The organism is Hahella sp. KA22 (genome assembly GCF_004135205.1).
In the GTDB taxonomy this organism is placed as follows: Bacteria; Pseudomonadota; Gammaproteobacteria; order Pseudomonadales; family Oleiphilaceae; genus Hahella.
Genome location: NZ_CP035490.1, coordinates 4,652,119 through 4,669,100, shown reverse-complemented (window position 1 = coordinate 4,669,100; position 16,982 = coordinate 4,652,119). Strand labels below are relative to the sequence as shown.

Here is a 16,982-nt window from a genome sequence, read left to right as displayed (position 1 = left end):
GCGTTACCCATTGCTTAATGTTGCGAAGAAACTTATTTTTGATGAGGCATTGCCGTCATGTAGGTTGTGGCGTCTCAACTGCATCAATGGGGTATCAGGGGTGTTTGCGCCCTGTTTCGTTGTACAGGCGGCATTATAGTTTTGGGCTACAACCTGCACGCCTTTTTCTGAAGTATTTCCATTGGGGTAGCAAAAAAACTTAGGTTGCTTTCCTGTTGATTGTGCAATTTTTTGTCTGGACTCGGCTATCTCGTATTCTAGCTCATCATCGCTTTCTATCTTATCAAGTCGTAAGTGGCGACACGTATGCGAGCCAAAATCAACCCCGCCCTCGTCTAATAATGTTGCAATATCTTTCTGGCCAAGCAAGTTTCGAGTTTTAGACGTATCAGCTTCTCCCCCAAAAGTTTCAAGGGCTGCTTTATCTATCAGGTTATTTAGAGTCCTGTCATCTATCGCTTTGCAAAGATTAATAACTGGGTCTAACTGCTCAATGTCAGGGGGGGCGCTCCAATTTAGCGTTGCGCCCAAGTCTTTCAGCCATTTGAATTGTGCCTGATCAAATGCGCTGGGAGCCTCTTTGAACGTTCGCTTCAAGAGATATATTAGCTTTTCCGGCCAAAACAATGTGTCGTGCTCTATGTAATCTGCAACGAGAAAGATGGTGCTAAATATCTTCTCTTTAGTAAGAAGGGGGATTGCAAATTCTGCATTGTCTCGCCAGCCATCATCGAAGGTCACTGCAAAATAAATATTTGCAGGGAGAGAGTCTTTCTCCTTGGTCCATCGCTCAAGAGAAATTGGAATTGCTCCAAGTCTCTTCATCCATTCTGCATGCTTGGCTATTAGCTCTGGCGCTATCATCATCCCGGGTTGCTCATACTCCCTTCGAGAATCGCCCTTTGGAAGCGTGCGGTGGTAGGTTAACACGTACAACGTTGGACGGGTGGGCCTCCTGTTTTTTATCAAGAAGCCGGCATAACGAAGGATTTGAAATACCTGTTTGACAGAATTTTTTACAAACACTCTGGCGCCTAAAATGTGATGTAGCTCCTGTGTGATAATCAAGCTTTGCACACCGGAGCTTTGGAGTTGTTTCTAAATTTTACTGATAAAGTGTTTGGCTACAAATTGGGATAGCGAGTCCAAGGCTACATTGTCCGCGTTACACTCTTGTGCCGAGTCGCAGTACTTTGCAATTGCGATAAGCCCACCTGATTCATCGCCAGCAAGCTTGGAAAAGGCTCCTAATACTTTTGCTTCGATATTGGTCTCTGCGATAAATCCGCCGACTTGATACCAGTGCCTTATTAGTACGTAACTCTCCGTGTTTTTCTTCTTCAGTAGCGTTTCCGCCACTTTTAGTTCTGAGGCGGTGGATAATCTAATTGAAGAACTTCTAATCAAGCTCCACTGCTTCTCATCGAAAAGAAGGTTATTGAAGTATATCAGCTCTTTGCCTTGGTGTTGCTCAAAGTACCAGTTTATGCTGAGCTGCAAGGTCTCACCGGTTTCATTGATGTAAACGCCATTGGTGCTTAAGTCAGTATTGTGAAAGCTGGGCTTCCAGTCCATATCCTTAATAAGGGGGCCTTTCCAGTTTTGGTCGCCAACAGGCAAGGCTTGGAAATGAGCTGTATTTGCTGACTCACTCTCTGTTGTTAAGGAAAGTGTAAACAGCCAGGTAGGAGAAAAAAGTAAAGTAAATAGGGTTATGCTGACCAAAACAGCACTGCGGTGAAAAGAGGGGCTGTAAGCTGGGTGGTCTGTCGAGGCGGCTTCCTTTTCCTCAGGGTTCCCATTTGCAGCCTTCTTTTCAATAAAGTGGGCGGATATAAACAAAGGCAGAAGGCATACAAGTGCGAAAATGACCCACCCATACACTTCGTGGTCATTAACCAGCGAGCTTTTCATGTCAGTCTGATATCCGGCGTATATAATGCCAAAAACTCGAACCCAGTTCGCTAGCATCGAAAAAAATATACTAATAAAGAAGAGCATGAGGCTTCTTCTAATGTCTTGTAAATACAGTATTCCATAGACATTTGCTATAAACATGGCCACTAACAGGTATCGAGAGCCGCTGCAGCCGCCCGCTACAAAAAACGTCCCCTGAGGAATGGTAATATAAAGGTCCCTAATTACCGCAGGGATATCAAATATGCCAAGTAGAAATTGGTTAGTGAAAACAGTAATCCGCTGCAGCAATGGCGCTATGTCGTCCCACACAGGTAAGGCGAAATAGAGTAGCGCTAATGTAGGAACGACCTTTATGAAGAACTGTTTTCCATATAAGAGCAGTCCGCTAAATATTAGGAAGCAGGGCAGGCTCAAGGTGGCTACGGTTTTAACGTCAGCAGCTTTCGCAAGCAGATGAGCGGAGGCCGTGACTATTAATGCGGGAAGGAAGATCCACCATCTGTCAGGCTGAAGCTTAAGGATTTCCTCCCGTTTTGTATAAAGGAGCCATATGGTGACAAAGAAAACCAAGAAGCCATGTGTATAGTCATAGGAGTCATTCCAAAGCTGAAATAACGACAGCCAATCTTGCCAATACCCTAGAGATATCGCTAGAAGTACCAGGGAAATTGTGATCAGGTTAAGTTTTTTAATCTCTGACTGCATTGCTCGCACAACTAAAATTCAGTGATTGCGCACTATAAAGAAGAATAAAAACGGAGATCAACTGGTTTTGTGGCCTTATAACTTTCTTGTCAGGTTTTTTTACATTTACAAGGCTTTTGTGACTATCGGCATCTTGTTAAGTTATTGATTATTATCAATAATACATTGTTGGCACATGTCGTGCTATTAATTCCGCGGGTTTATCATCACTTTCTTTCAAAAGAAAAAAGGAATCGGTTATGAGTTCTTTCACTAAGTCAACTTTGGCGGCACTGGCGATCGGTGTTGCTGCGGCTTCTGCAAATGCTGCAACTATCAACGATGGTTATAACGGCGCTGGTCTTTCCTACAACGGCGACGTATTTGGCAATGCCAAGATTTATCAAGTGGATCGTATGGAAGTTTCCTACGATGCAGACAACCTATACGTAAACGTATATACCAACTTCTTCGAAGGCGCTGACAGCCTGGGTCATAAGTTTGGTGACCTGTTCATCAGCACCAATGGTTGGAATCCTAACGGCACTGCGGCAAACCGTTACGGCACAGACGATGTTAGCAATGGAGAGCACTGGGAATATGCTCTGGATTCTGCAACTGGCGATCTGTATAGCCTGTCAGAAGTAGATTACGCTTCTCAGTTGGTTCTGTCTGGTCCTGGTTCTGTTCGTGTGAATCAAGAAGTTGGCGTTAAAACTGACGCTGCTAGCTTGGTTGCTGGCGAAACTTCTAGCGCTGATCTGAGTGGCGCGAGCACTACAATTGGTTCACTTGGCGTTCTGTCTTTTACTATCACCCTGGCTGACCTGGGTATTACTGATCTGAGCAAATCTACTGCTCTGGGTCTGCGTTGGACTATGACCTGTGCTAACGACGTTATCGAAGGCGGCTTCAACGTTCCTGAGCCAGGCACATTGGCTATGCTGGGCCTTGGCTTGGTTGGACTGGGTCTTTCTCGTCGTAAGAAAGCCTAATTCGAACCTGCCTAAAGGTTGAAATAATTGGGGTGTAAAGACTTCTTTACGCCCCTTTTATTTATTCTACGACCGGTCTTAAGGAAATACCTTCCTATCACAAAAATAGTTGCTTGGCTTGAGTTTTAATCTAACGAGATTCCCGTGGAAGTGGGTTCGAGCTTAATAATGTATGCCTCCAGGTTAGCTGGCTTTCCTTTCTAGCCATGTATTAAACCTTCCTTGTTCTTTTACTCCACCGAAATCCTTCTCCTGGTAATGGTTGACGTCAGTAATTGCAGGGGCATAAAAGGTGTGGTGGAATGTGCGTTTGACGGTTACCTTAATAGGAGTTGGCGTGTTCGGCGAATTGGACCTCTGGTTATCTGCGCTGGTGGTTTTATCTATCCTTGTCGCGTTGGCTGCTACATCCTTGCGTCCAGCGATGGTGTTTATTTTTGGTTTGGTGGTCCTGTACGTCATGGGGCTGGTGGATCGTGAAAAAATGCTGGCGAATTTTACCAACACATCTCTAGCTTCATTGGTTTTATTGCTCTTGTGCTCGGTGGCGCTAGAAAAGACTTTGCTGCTGCCGCGAGTGGCGGGCTGGATAGTTGGAGAAACTGAGCGTAGCAGCTTACTCAAGACTATCGGTGTTGCAGGAATTGTAAGCAGCTTTGCAAATAATACAGCGGTTGTAAGTTCGCTCATTGCTCCGCTAAAGAACAATAACTTTATTTCGCCCTCACGCTTGCTTATTCCTCTTTCTTACGCCTCTATTTTAGGGGGGGTTCTAACCCTGGTTGGCACTTCCACTAACTTGATTGTGGATGGGTTTGTTCGGGAGGCTGGGTACCCCCCCTTGGCGTTACTCGATTTTATTTGGGTTGGGGCGCCAGTATTCCTTTGTGGATGTGCATGCATTGTTTATGTCAGTGTTCGTTCTTTGCCCAAAAATGGCAAAACTAAGTCGTCTTTACAGTCTGAGTACTTTCTTGAATATACCGTGTTGCCTCAATCGCCGTTAATCGGCAAAACTGTATCCGAGAATGGATTCAGAAATTTGGAGCAACTGTTCCTTGTAGAAATTATTCGGCGTGGCCATCTGATCACGCCAGTGACGCCTTCTGAACTAATTGAGCCCAACGATATACTTATTTTTGCGGGAGATATTTCGCAAGTTCAGTTGTTGAGTCACTTTCCTGGCTTGGAGCCTTTCGACGATAAGCAGGATCTGCTTGAGAGGAACTTGGTTGAAGTGGTGGTGACTCAGTCGTCGCAACTGAAAGGGAAGACTCTGAAAGAGGTTAACTTTCGGGCGATGTTTGATGCTGGGGTCGTTGCAATCCGTCGGGGAGATGAGCGCTTGAAGGGGGGGTTGGGAAAAATCCGGATCTTCCCGGGAGATGCGCTAGTTTTGGCTGTGGGCGACGACTTTATGAATATGCCTAACTTGGCCTCTAATTTGTTGGTAGTTAGAGGGTTGCGCACTAATCAAAAGTTCTCCGGACTTAATAGCGCCTTAATCGTCGTGGGTTTCTTAGGGATGCTGTTGGGAAGCGCAATGGGGGTCTACTCACTCTTTGATGGCGCCTTGTTTCTGCTTCTCTTCTATATATCGATGCGCTTCATTAGTCTAAATGAGTTGTTCAGGAAGTTGCCAATAGAACTGATCTTGATAATTGGCGCTGCGCTGGGTATTGCTCAAGCTATGACGCATAGTGGTCTGGCGGATGTTGTCGCCACTGGAATTATGTCTGTTTTTGGTGGACTGGGCCCTTGGGGGGCTTTGGCGGGCATATATTTGGCGACATGGTTGTTGACTGAGCTGATAACTAATAATGCCGCCGCTGCTCTGGCGTTTCCTATTGCCTTGGCGGCGGCGCAGAGTATGAATGTCGATCCAAAACCATTTTTTATGGTGGTTGCTTATGCTGCGAGTGCAAGCTTTCTCTCACCTTATGGCTACCAAACTAACTTAATGGTTTATTCCGCTGGTAACTACCGGTTTTTGGACTACATCAAAGCGGGTGCTCCTGTGGCGTTGGTTTATGGTGTCATGGTGGTCCTGCTTACGCCATTGTTTTTCCCTTTTTAATGACTGAATCCAAAGCTAAAACTTCCAACTTGCGGTTGGCGATATGCTAATATCCTGCGCCAAATACAGCGTTGACGCGATGCTAAGTTATTATGAAGTGGCGTTAATGTATGTGGACGGGATCTGAGAAGAATTTCTGCTTAATTTTGAATAGGTGACCCATGCTCAAGATACTATTCTGGGTGGCGTTGTTTGGCGCAGTATATAGCTACTTTTTATATCCTTTGATTTTGAAGCTGCTGCCCAGAAGAAGAATGGTTAGGGCGGAGGGATCGGCCGCAAGGAAAGTTTCGCTCATCATAACGGCTCATAATGAGAGGGATCGAATTCGGGAGAAGATAGAGAACAGTTTGGAGCTGGACTATCCCGACATGGAGATTATTGTGGCGTCGGACTGCTCTACTGATGAAACGGACGATATAGTCAGAGAATATGCAGATAAAGGGGTTCGGCTGGCCAGGGCTGATGAGCGTAAAGGCAAAGAGTACGCTCAGCTGCAGGCAATTACTATTGCCGCTGGCGAAATAATTGTGTTTTCGGATGTTGCGACCAAGATTCCAGCGGATGCGATCAAAAAGCTGGAAAGCTATTTCGCAGATGAAAGAGTCGGCGCCGTATCCAGTGAGGACCGCTTCATTACTAATGATGATCAGGTCGCGGGTGAGGGCGCATATGTCAAGTATGAGATGTGGTTGCGTCGCCTGGAATCTGAGCGTTTTGGATTGGTTGGGTTGAGCGGTTCTTTCTTCGCTGCAAGGAAGAAGGTGTGCGAAGAATGGGACATCTACTCTCCTAGTGATTTTAACACCGCCCTTAATTGCGCGAAAAAAGATCTGGTTGCTGTGACGGCTCCTGATGTCTTAGGGTTTTATAAGGACGTTGCTGATCCGCAGAAAGAGTATCAGCGTAAGGTGCGGACAATTATCAGAGGGATTACCGCCCTGTCGCGTCATCCTCAAGTGTTAAGTCCTGTCCAGTTTGGTTGGTTTGCGGTTCAGGTGTTAAGCCATAAAGTAATGCGCTGGGCGGTGCCCTGGTTTTTGGCGGCGTTGCTTGTGTTTAGCTTGCTGCTGAATTATCAGGGAGGAGTCTATTCTTTGGTGCTGCTGGGACAGATCGCATTTTACTTGCTGGTCTTAATTGGTCATTTCAAGCCGGATTTGCGCGAAAAAGTATACGTGAAGATTCCTTACTTCTTTGTTCAGGTAAATTTGGCGATCGCCAAAGCTACCATTGATTTTTTCAAGGGAACGAGAATGACCGTGTGGACGCCATCCAAGCGATAGGGAGCGGACGTGTTAGCTAAAGTCAGACCTGTAGGCGGCAGAGTTTATCAGTCGCAAACTGCGCCAGTTGATATTCCATGGAAAGCGAATTATCTGCATGTCTACACTAATAGTGGTACTGCAGCTTTGTCTCTGGCGGTTGCTGCTGCGATACAAGCAAAAGCTTCATCGGTGGTTGGCGTTCCTGAGGTTATTCTGCCTGCTTATGCCTGTCCAGACTTGGTGGCGGCGTTAATTGCTCAAGGAGCATCTCCTGTTTTAGTGGATTTGGAAGAGGGCTCCTTCTTCCTGAATCTTGAGAAACTTCAGGAGGCGGTGACTAGTAATACGGTTGCTATCATTGCGGTTAATTTTCTAGGTATGTATGAACGGTTGTCCAAGTTGAGGGAGATTGCTGACGCTCAAGGCGTTATGTTAATTGAAGACTCAGCTCAGGCGCCTATTCCACTTTCCGCTAAAGTAGCGTATGCGGACTTCGCCATACTCAGTTACGGCAGGGGAAAGCCCGTAAACCTGATGGGCGGCGGCGCGCTATTGTTTAGGCCTGCGCATGCCGGGCTTATTTCGAGTATTACGAAAACTCTTGTGCGTTCGCAGCTTGTCGTTAGCTGGTTATGGAAGCTAAAAGCACTCATCGTGAATACCCTGATAATGCGCTATCCCTATGGTTTGTTGGAGCGCATACCTTTCTTGAATATTGGCGCCACAACCTATCATCCTCTTCAGTACATTGAAGTAAGGGAAGGAATGGATCAGCTTGTCTCGGTAGGTCTTAAGCATTTCTACGCTATTCGTAAAGCTCAAGTGTCGGCGTATGCCAGAGGGTTGGCGGAGCTTCAGAATGCTGGCTGGCGGCTTTTGATGGATGGGGAGGTGGATGATGCCTCACAAAAAGGCTTGCTGAGGTTTCCAATTCTGGCGCCTTCGCGTGCGATGCGTGATCATTTGGAGTTGGAGCTGAATAGGCTTGGATATGGAGCCAATGCGTTTTATCGGGTCCCTTTATCGCAAATTGAAGGGGTTAAGGCGCGAGTAAAAAATGGCGATGGTGGTTTTCCAGCTGCTGGGGAATTTGCGGATAAATTGTTAACTTTGCCATGCCATGAGGGGATAGCTAACAGTGAAATCAATGAAGTTATTGATGTGGTGAAAACGGTGGCAAAGCTGGGAAGCTGATTTTTTAGATAGTCTATAAAGTTAGAATGCAAAAAGGGGCGCTAGTTAGCGCCCCTTTTTGTTGTCGTGGCGACCTGGTGTTTCCTGAGTCGCCAGCTTGAGCTATCACTGGCCTGCTGCTTTTGCCACTTCATCGTAATGGGCTTTGATCTCTTCTGATTTGCTGTCCAAAGAGGTCGCCTTTTTTAAGATGGGCAGGGCATTTTTTGCATCGCCATTTTTGTACATGATCCAGCCATATGTGTCTGCGATAGCGGCACTCTCTGGCTGTAATTTATAGGCGTTCTCCGCCAGCTCCAGCGCTCTGGCGTCGCCTTTTTCAAAGTAGAGCCAGGAAAGGTTGTTAAGCGCCACGGCGTCATTGGGGCGGATCTGGCGCAGCTTTTCGTACTGCTCGATCGCTTTGTCGGTCATGTTGTTGGCCTGGTAGCCCATGGCGAGTAATGTAATGGTTTGTGGGCTATTTGGCTCAATCGAAACCCACTCTTCAAGAGGCTTCAATGATTTTGCGCCGGCCTGAGCCTTTTTCAGCGTTTCATGCATCTTAATGGCTAAAGACTGGCTTTGCTTCTGATACCAGGCTAACTGGAATGCATTGATTGCTTTTTCATACTCGCCTTTGCTGTAGTAATGGTCACCTTCCACCTCATAAGGGAGGGAGGAGTCGCTAAACTCCTTTTTGATTTCGTTGAGCAGCTTAACGCCTGCAGCTTCATTGCCTGTTAAAAACTCTGTTTTAACGGGCAGCAGCCTCGCTTCTATGCGGTCAGGCAAAGTTTTGGCGACTTCTGTGGCCAGTTTGCGAGCTTCTTCATTCTTTTGGGCTTTGATTAAGCTGGGGATTTCCAGGGTAGAGACTAGAAGAGTTGTGCTTTCTAGCTGTGACCCGGCAGAATCAAGGCCTTTTGCTTTACTCAGGAATTGACGGGCCTTATCGAACTCACCAGTACGAGCATAGAACTCCGCCAGCGTCAGGCTGGGAGCTGCTGTGGTGGTGACGTTGTTGGCAATTTCTTCTAAGTAGGAAGTGGCTTCGTCAAGCTTGTTAAGCTTGTTGGCGGCTTCGAACAGGGCGCGAATAAGCGCTAAGTCTTCTGGGAACTGTTTAACTGCGCCTTTTGTTTCGTCCAGTAGCTTGTTCCAGTTCTGGGTCTTTGCAAACAGCAGAATGGAGTTGCGGTATGGCGTTTTCAGGTCTGGAGAGATCTTTTTGGCTTGGTCGAACGCCTTTTCTGCTTTATCGAACTGGTCGAGGCTGGAGTAATATGCGCCTTCTGCATTGAACGCCAGGGCGCTATTTGGTATCGCTTTCTTCCAGTCTTCGATTTCTGACTTGGCTTGATCGCCTTTTCCTGCTTTGGCGTAAGCAGAGACCAGAAGTGCGCGAATGCCTTCGCTCTTGGGGCTCTTGTCTTTACTGTCTGAGAGTAGGGTAATGGCTTTGTCAGCCTGACCGTTGGCCAGGTAGGCTTTGCCTAGTTTGTCGACCAATACAGTATTGGAAGCGTCCAGCGCCAATGCTTTTTCAAGTGCTTCTACGCCGCTGGCCAGATTGCCGGACTCAAGTTCCGCTACACCGTAAATGGACAGTGAATCAGGATCTTCCTTCGGTAGCTTCTCGACCAAGCGAGCTGCGGCTTCAGGTTGTTGCAGCTTAAGTTTGGTGGCGGCAAGGGCTTTGGTTACGGCGCTGTTAACGTCTTCCGTGGCGAATTGGCTCAGATATTTGTCCGCCGCTTCCCAATCGCCTTGCTGGTATTTCACCATGCCCAAAAGAACGCCTGCTTCTCTGTGGCCTGGCGCCTTCTCAAGAATACCTTTCAGGTACTCTTCGGCTTTTGCGTAGTCTTTATTCTTAACCGCTTCGAGCGCTGAGACATAGCTGTTCTTGATGCTGCCAGGACCAGACTTATCCAGCACTTCTTGGTAGGTGAAAGCTTCGGCATGCTTGCCCTGAGCGCGTAATACTTCGATTAACTCCGAAATGGTCTGATACTTCTGCAGCGTCATCAGGTCATATTGCCCAATGTCTTCCAAAGCGCGAACATATGCGTCTTCGGCGGCAGGGAAGTTCTTCTCCAAGGCGGACATTTTTGCTTTCCAAAGCCAAACATCGGAATCATTTGGCGCAAGTTCCTCTGCTTTCTTCAACTCTGCTGCGGCGCCATCTTTATCGCTCTGTAGAAATGAGGCTTTGGATAAGCCAAGCAGCGCTTGGAATGATTTAGGATCAGACTCCAGGGCTTTAGCGTAAAGAGTGCGCGCAACATCAGTGTTGCGCTTGGACAGCTCGATATCGCCTCTTACAATGTCTGCACGAGCTGACAGGGGCGCATTGGGTTCTTGTATCTTGTCCAGCTCTGTCATGGCGTCATCAACTTTCCCAAGCAAAAGCAGGGATTTCGCCAGACCAACGTGAGCCTCATTCAGCTCACCCTTTGTAGCGGTCTCAGGCTGAACTTTCAGCATTTGCTCATAGGCATCTTTTGCTTTAACGGCGTCGCCGGTGATCAACAAAGTTTCGGCGATGATGAGGAAAGGCTTTCTGCTGGAAGGGTTGATGTTGATAGCATTTTGCGCTTCACGAATACTTGCTTTTAGCTGCCCTTGTTTTTGAAAAAAGCGAGCCTGATCCAAATGACTCTTAAACTGAATTTCTTCCTTGGAGGGGGCGCTGTTGTCTTGGCCGCTGCATGCAACCAATAGGCTGAATGCGGCCATAATTATAATTTTAAGGGATACTGCTTTTCGAAGTAGCATGATTGTTTCCTTGATTCACCCTGTATCAGGAGGACGAAATATTGTACTTATCGGTCAGGTTATACAGCGTCGGTCGGGTTATGCCAAGCAACCTGGCCGCTTTAGCCATATTGTTTTGAGTAGATTGCAGCGCTTGAATTATAGCCTGCTTTTCCGCCTCTTCGCGGACTTGGCGAAGATTCAGAATATCCCCGGCGAACTGAGGTTGTTCGCCGAGCTCCAGATCCTTGGCTGTTATTTTCTTTTCGTCGCACATGATGGTTGCGCGCTTTATTTTATTGATCAGCTCACGGACGTTGCCCGGCCATTCGTAACATTGAATGGCGCGAATCGCGTCGTCGCTGAACCCAATGACGCCCTTATCAAGCGTTTTTGTAAAGTTCTCCAGTAGCGATCTGGCGATGACAATGGAATCGCCCATACGCTCGCGCAATGGAGGAACTTTCAAGGTGATTTCGCTGACCCGATAGTAAAGGTCTTCCCGGAAATTACCCTCGGCGATAAGCTGGGTGACTTCTCTGTGCGTTGCGCAGATGACGCGAACATCGACCGGGATTTCTTTCATCCCGCCGACGCGCTCAATGACGCGTTCCTGTAGGAAGCGCAGCAGCTTGGCTTGCAGAGACATTGGCATATCGCCGATTTCATCCAAAAATAGGGTGCCTCCGTGAGCCAGCTCTATTTTTCCTTTTTTCATTTGAGTGGCGCCGGTGAATGCGCCTTTTTCATAGCCGAACAACTCGCTTTCCAGCAGGTTTTCTGGAATAGCGGCGCAGTTGATGGCGGCGAAATTGTGGTCTGCGCGGGGGCTCAAATCATGAATCGCGCGCGCGAGTACTTCCTTGCCTGTGCCTGTTTCACCAAGGATGAGTGTGGTGACGTCGGCGGGGGCGATTTTCTCCACCGTTCGGCATACCTCCAGCATCTGTGTGCTGGAAGCGATAATGCCCTTCAGGCGTGAAGTGGATTTGCTTTGCTGAAGCTCACGGTTTTCATGTTCCAATTCATACAGGCGGAAGGCGCGATTGACGACGAATGACAAAATGTCTGCGTCCAGAGGCTTCTGATAAAAATCGCTGGCGCCCATACCGATAGCCTTCACCGCATTCTCACGCTCTTCGCGGCCGGTTACGACTATGATTTTGGTCATCGGCGCAAGGGTGAGGATTTCCTGAAGCAACGCAAAACCTTCGCTGGCTCCGCCAGGGTCGGGAGGTAGACCCAGGTCAAGAGTAACGACCTGTGGTTCGACGCGTCGAAGATGCGACAGGGCTGATTCACGGTCGTCGGCGACGAAGACTTCTGTGTCCTCAAAACACCAACGCATCTGGCTTTGAAGACCCGGGTCGTCTTCAACAATGAGTAGTTTTTTCTTCACAGACTGATCGAACCTTAAAATTCCATGAACGGAGGTATGTAGTTTTTGGCGGTACATGTTAACAGGGAAATCCCCAAAGACAACAGAGGAAGAATGGCCTGTCAGGATATTTTACTACTTTGCTTGTCTTTACTGGTTAACCGCCTTCATATTGCTGAATCCGGGGGGAGGAACGGCGGCGCCAACGATGGGAATTTTGATCGTAAAACAGGTCCCTACGCCAACTTGGCTAGTCACATCGACCGACCCCCCGAGTTTGCGAATATATTCTCTGCTCTGGTATACGCCTATACCCATACCAGTTAACCCTTTCGTGCTTTCGAAAGGTTTGAACAACTGGCCTTTGATAAACTCATCCGTCATACCGCAGCCGGTATCTTGTACAAAGACGACGACCCAGCCGGCGCTACGTTTAACGGAAACGCTGACTTCGCCTGTTTTATCTGTGGCGTCCTGTGCGTTTTGGATTAAGTGTACGAATACGCTCTTCAGTTTGTCTTTGTCGGCGGTTATAGAGATTGCTGAACTTTCGCCGCTGAAAGACGGGTGGGGCTCCCGTTTTGACTCGTAGGCGATAACATCCTTGATCAGGCTGACCAGATCAAACTGGGTGATTTCGTCTCTGGTGACGGGGTTCCTGATTTGCACCAGCAGGTGGTTCATTTTTTTCAGTGCGTGTTCGGTGGTGCGAATCATGTCGTCAATAAAGACGGGGTTGGTTTTATGCCTCTCCGCATTATTCACCAGCAGCGACAGCTGGGCGATAATCGTTTTTAAGTCATGCACCATGAAGGCGGAAGTTCTGTTGACCGCCTCAAACTGTTTTGACTCGGAAAGTCTATCCTGAGTCTGCAACAGAGCCAGATAGCCGCCCGCCTGTCGGGCGACAATCTTCAATAAATCGTAGTTTTCCCAGTTGAGTTCTATTTTGGCGATCGGCTCAGCGATCAAGACGAAGCCAAACAGGCTTTCCCGAACGAATAGCGGGACGATAAGCCAGGGTTTTTTGGTGTTCCAGATACAGTCTGGAATTTCCATGAGGTGGTAGCGGGTAGGGTCGATCTGGTATTCCTTCAAATTGACGACCCAGTCGCCCTGGCTCAGAAACTCTACCAGTTCAGAGCTGACGTCGATCTTGTCGAACTTGATTTCACTCATGTTCCAGAAGGCCTTCGCCGAGAAGCTGTTGTCCTCGTCTCTTAACCATAATGCGCCGGCATGGCTCTCGACTAGGTTGGACATGACCCGGATGATTCTTTTTTCCAGCGCCTCATCGGAATCTAGCGTGGTGAGTAAGCGGGTTATGCTCAGCCACTCTTCCCGGTAGTCATATTTGTAGTTAAAGAAGTGTTGGCTGATAAAGACCATTAGTCGGGCGCGCAACCAGGCGGAGCTGCCCAGTAGCACCAGAATGATGGTGGAAGAGAAGAAGAAAATAATCAGCAGCGCTTCGGACCAGGAGCCGCCTGCGGTGTTGATGTAGTAGCCGCCGGCGGACATGATAAGGAGATACAGGCCGGCGAACACGAGGGCGCTGGTATGGAAGACGAATTGTCTCGATATCTGTACGTCAATGGGTTGTTTGCGCGTGTTGACCATGGTGAGCGCCACCAGCGGCGCGCAGATGGTGTTTACGGCGCCCCGTGCGTCCCAAAACGGCGCGGAGATCTTGTTGAACAGCAATGCATCAGAGTACAAAAAGAAGTCATAGATATAAAAAGCGCCAATGCCCAGGCAGAGGTAGCGGATATTGGAGCGCTTATAGCCAGTGGCGTTGCGCCATACCTGCTCCAGCATGACCAGCCCCGCCAGGGAAACGCTGATTTGGCCGAGCAACAGCCACTGTCCTGAAATCAGCGGCTCGTCTGTAAAGCTGCGGGTGAAGCCTGCCACCAACATAACCGCCAATACGGCGATGATAGACATGCCAAGCCAGTACTGAGTTGGCGTATTGCTTTTTCTTGGGCTGAGATTGATGCCCAGGATGATGAAAAGTACGCCAATCCAGGCTGCGTTGCGAACGACTTCCAGGCAGTAACGGGTGACGAAAGAGGGGGCTCCGATAGCCTGCTGTGCAGCAAGCGCTCCCAACCAGATTGAGGTGACCAGGCAGGCGGTCAACAACGCCCTGTCCACAAGGCGGCGCATATAACCCCTTGCGAGCAGAAGCGTAATAAGAAAGTAAACCAGGGCGCCAGTTGCGTGACTGATGGCTCCGAAATTAATAACCATACTGCAATACTAGGCCCGTCAAAGATGTCAAAGTCAGATCAGATGGATTCGTCAAGTATGCTGAAGGAAATGAAGGCTGTAAATATCGCCGTGGCGGCAATGACCGGCAGGGACGGATTAGCCAACATAAACAGCCCGGATATTAACCAGACATTCCTCACTATTTTTTTCTTCCACTTATACAGCCCCGTCGTTCGACGCAGGCTCGGATGCCTGCTCGCTTCCTCATCTGTAATGACTGCGCCTGGGCTGTAATACCGCTTCAGTGCGTAGTCCATCAAATCGAAGTGCCCCATGTCGACTTCTCCGCGTATGCGTTCGCCTTAAATAAAAAGTCTAGTACATACGTGAAGAAGCCGCACAGGGCAAGTATGGGTCTACCGAAGCCTCTTAGCGTCATCCCTTTAAGTTACGGTAATAGCTGAAAATTTCATCCAGTGAATATTTAGGCGTGAACCCAAAAGTTAACCTGAATAGTTGGCCGTCGATGATCACTGGATATTTGAAATAGTTCAGCAAATAGGGAGGGAACGACTTAAGTTGCAGCATGTTGCTAATCAGTCTTGGCGCAATCGGTGGAATGGACCAAATTGGAATTTTTACGCAATCGCAGCGATCCAGCGCCTCTTGATAGGCGACCCAGTCTTCCGTCGCTACGTTATAGATGCCTCGATGGTCTTGGCTGTTGATAACGGCGACAATCGCGTCCGCCATGTCTTCTATATGAATGAACTGCATCATCGGGGAAAAGCCCGCCAGCACGGGGCAATACTTGCTTGAGAGCAGCAGAGACATGGTGTTTCTGACGTCTGGGCCGACGATATTGCAGGGGCGCAGGACGGTGATGTTCAAATCTGGATACTTCCAGAGATAAATGTTGGCCAGATTCTCCAACTCTACTGAGTCGATCAGATCCATGGTCAACTCCGCGGCCTTGAGAGGCGCGCCTTCATCAATCAGCGCAGGATTATAGGCGTTGGCTCCGTACACATGGTAGGTGGAGAGAATAATCACCTTGTGGATGTGATATTTGTGACACAGGTCCAAAAGACGGTGAGAGCCAAGCACGTTGGAGTTATAACGACGCATCCTGTTTTCTTCGCTGGCGATCATTCTGCCGAGGTGGATGACGCCAGTGATGTTGTGCTTGCGGAAAATGTCCTCGAATCCGCGCTTGTTGACGTCAATCCGATAGCTGGGAACGTCGTCGCCCAGATACACCTGTTCACGGAAGTCCACTGCGATGACTTTGTATTTTTCTCGCAGGCGCGCAATAACTTGTTGGGCGAGGGCGCCCGCCGCTCCGGTAACAAGTAACTCAGGTTTGGTCTTTTTTCTTCTCGCGGCCATTAAAATACCCTTTTCCGTTCATGCAGTCCCTTGTCGATCAGACGGCTGACCTCTGTCTTTACTTTATCCACGCGTTTGGTCACTTCGTCTTCCGTAATTTCTCCTGGCTCGAAATGTAGCGGCTCGCCAAAGTTCAAAATGACCTTCGCCGGGAAAATAAACGGAATGGCGATGGGAGCATAAGGAATGCCCAGCATCTTCGCCAGCGGAGCGATGTTGGCGATAGCGGGAATAGTCTCTTCGCAGCCAACCACGCCTACCGGAACAATTGGGGCGTTATGCTGCATGGCGAGGTGCATGAAGCCGTTGCCGAAACGTTTCAGTTGATATCGGTCCCGGTATAGTTTGCCGGAGCCGCGGACGCCTTCAGGAAAAACGATGATGGCCTCCTCCCGTCCGAGCATTTTGGCGCAATTTACGGGGTCGCCCAGTACGGCTCCCATCTGGTTGAGCAGGTTGCCGATATAAGGGACTGTGGGGAAGAAGCGCTCGATCATGGCGCGGGGAATGCGGGGGCTGTCTTTACGGGTGGCGAGGGCGTAGGCGATAAGAACGCCATCAATAGGAAGCTGGCCGCTGTGATTGGCGACGATCAGCGCAGGTCCGGATGCAGGAATGTTTTCAATACCGTGAGTTTCAACCCGGAAATACTTCTCAAAGATGGGTTTGAACAGAGCCATTGCGACGATATTGGTGTCTACATTGAGGCCCCAGGGATCGTATCCGAGAGTTCCGACAGGCTTTGCGATGTTTGTATATTGGCGCTCCAGTTCCTCTGAGACAAAAATCCTTCTTAAAAGGGGGCGTAATTTCATGTCATTTATCCTTGGCGACATTGCAGCGTTTTTCTTATGTCTTATGGGCCGCTAGTATATCGATAAGGATGCATTGATGAAATCTGAAGCTGCATCATAAACTTCTGATTTTGGCGCTAATTACTTTCGTTATATGAGTTTGTGAGCGAGATCAAAAAAACCCGAAACCCAGGGAGAGGCTTCGGGCTAGAGGTGTGAGTAGTATCCATGAAAGACTTCCTACATGACTGACCAGCAGGGTTGAGCAAGTCAGTCATCTTAAGTATTGATCTTTTACACATATTTACAAATCGAAAACGATTATTTTTT

The 16,982-nt window shown here is 48.4% G+C and carries 12 protein-coding genes; 4 read left to right on the top strand and 8 right to left on the bottom strand.

What is annotated here, in order from left to right; all coding sequences use genetic code 11:
* Positions 1–3: 3 nt before the first annotated feature.
* Together EUZ85_RS20515 and xrtA are read right to left on the bottom strand one after the other, a co-directional pair.
* Entirely contained in the window at positions 4–1,068 is a 1,065-nt protein-coding gene (locus tag EUZ85_RS20515) for a polysaccharide deacetylase family protein (protein WP_127971442.1), read from the bottom strand.
* A 30-nt stretch (positions 1,069–1,098) separates the two neighbouring features.
* Complete coding sequence (xrtA, locus tag EUZ85_RS20510; RefSeq protein WP_127971440.1) at positions 1,099–2,625, bottom strand: exosortase A; 1,527 nt, start codon at positions 2,623–2,625, stop codon at positions 1,099–1,101.
* A gap of 239 nt (positions 2,626–2,864) precedes the next feature.
* Between xrtA and EUZ85_RS20505 the strand changes: the two genes are divergently transcribed.
* The 4 genes from EUZ85_RS20505 (at position 2,865) to EUZ85_RS20490 (ending at position 8,138) form a co-directional block, all read left to right on the top strand.
* Complete coding sequence (locus EUZ85_RS20505; protein ID WP_127971438.1) at positions 2,865–3,599, top strand: PEP-CTERM sorting domain-containing protein; 735 nt, start codon at positions 2,865–2,867, stop codon at positions 3,597–3,599.
* Positions 3,600–3,936: 337 nt separating this feature from the next.
* The gene (locus EUZ85_RS20500; protein WP_127971436.1) at positions 3,937–5,676 is read left to right on the top strand and encodes an SLC13 family permease; all 1,740 of its coding nucleotides are present in this window, start codon (positions 3,937–3,939) and stop codon (positions 5,674–5,676) included.
* 161 nt (positions 5,677–5,837) lie between these two features.
* Positions 5,838–6,962 carry a glycosyltransferase gene (locus tag EUZ85_RS20495; RefSeq protein WP_164887306.1) on the top strand — a complete coding sequence of 375 codons (1,125 nt, stop codon included), beginning with the start codon at positions 5,838–5,840 and terminating at the stop codon, positions 6,960–6,962.
* Between the two features lie 9 nt (positions 6,963–6,971).
* Positions 6,972–8,138: a DegT/DnrJ/EryC1/StrS family aminotransferase gene (locus tag EUZ85_RS20490; RefSeq protein WP_127971434.1), complete on the top strand. Its 1,167-nt coding sequence runs from the start codon at positions 6,972–6,974 to the stop codon at positions 8,136–8,138.
* Positions 8,139–8,243: 105 nt separating this feature from the next.
* On the opposite strand, the gene EUZ85_RS20485 is transcribed toward EUZ85_RS20490, so the two are convergent.
* The 6 genes from EUZ85_RS20485 to EUZ85_RS20460 all read right to left on the bottom strand — a co-directional run bounded on the left by EUZ85_RS20485 (position 8,244) and on the right by EUZ85_RS20460 (position 16,673).
* Entirely contained in the window at positions 8,244–10,859 is a 2,616-nt protein-coding gene (locus EUZ85_RS20485; RefSeq protein ID WP_164887305.1) for a tetratricopeptide repeat protein, read from the bottom strand.
* Positions 10,860–10,923: 64 nt separating this feature from the next.
* Complete coding sequence (gene prsR, locus EUZ85_RS20480) at positions 10,924–12,276, bottom strand: PEP-CTERM-box response regulator transcription factor (protein ID WP_127971430.1); 1,353 nt, start codon at positions 12,274–12,276, stop codon at positions 10,924–10,926.
* A 129-nt stretch (positions 12,277–12,405) separates the two neighbouring features.
* Positions 12,406–14,508, bottom strand: coding sequence for an XrtA/PEP-CTERM system histidine kinase PrsK (prsK, locus tag EUZ85_RS20475; protein WP_127971428.1), 2,103 nt, complete (start codon positions 14,506–14,508; stop codon positions 12,406–12,408).
* Between the two features lie 38 nt (positions 14,509–14,546).
* The gene (locus EUZ85_RS20470) at positions 14,547–14,804 is read right to left on the bottom strand and encodes a hypothetical protein (protein ID WP_127971426.1); all 258 of its coding nucleotides are present in this window, start codon (positions 14,802–14,804) and stop codon (positions 14,547–14,549) included.
* A gap of 100 nt (positions 14,805–14,904) precedes the next feature.
* On the bottom strand, positions 14,905–15,858 hold the full coding sequence (locus EUZ85_RS20465) for an SDR family oxidoreductase (RefSeq protein WP_127971424.1): 954 nt from the start codon (positions 15,856–15,858) through the stop codon (positions 14,905–14,907).
* Positions 15,858–16,673, bottom strand: a complete 816-nt coding sequence (locus EUZ85_RS20460; protein ID WP_127971422.1) for a lysophospholipid acyltransferase family protein — start codon at positions 16,671–16,673, stop codon at positions 15,858–15,860. Before EUZ85_RS20460 ends, EUZ85_RS20465 begins: the two co-directional genes overlap by 1 nt.
* Between the last annotated feature and the right edge of the window lie 309 nt (positions 16,674–16,982).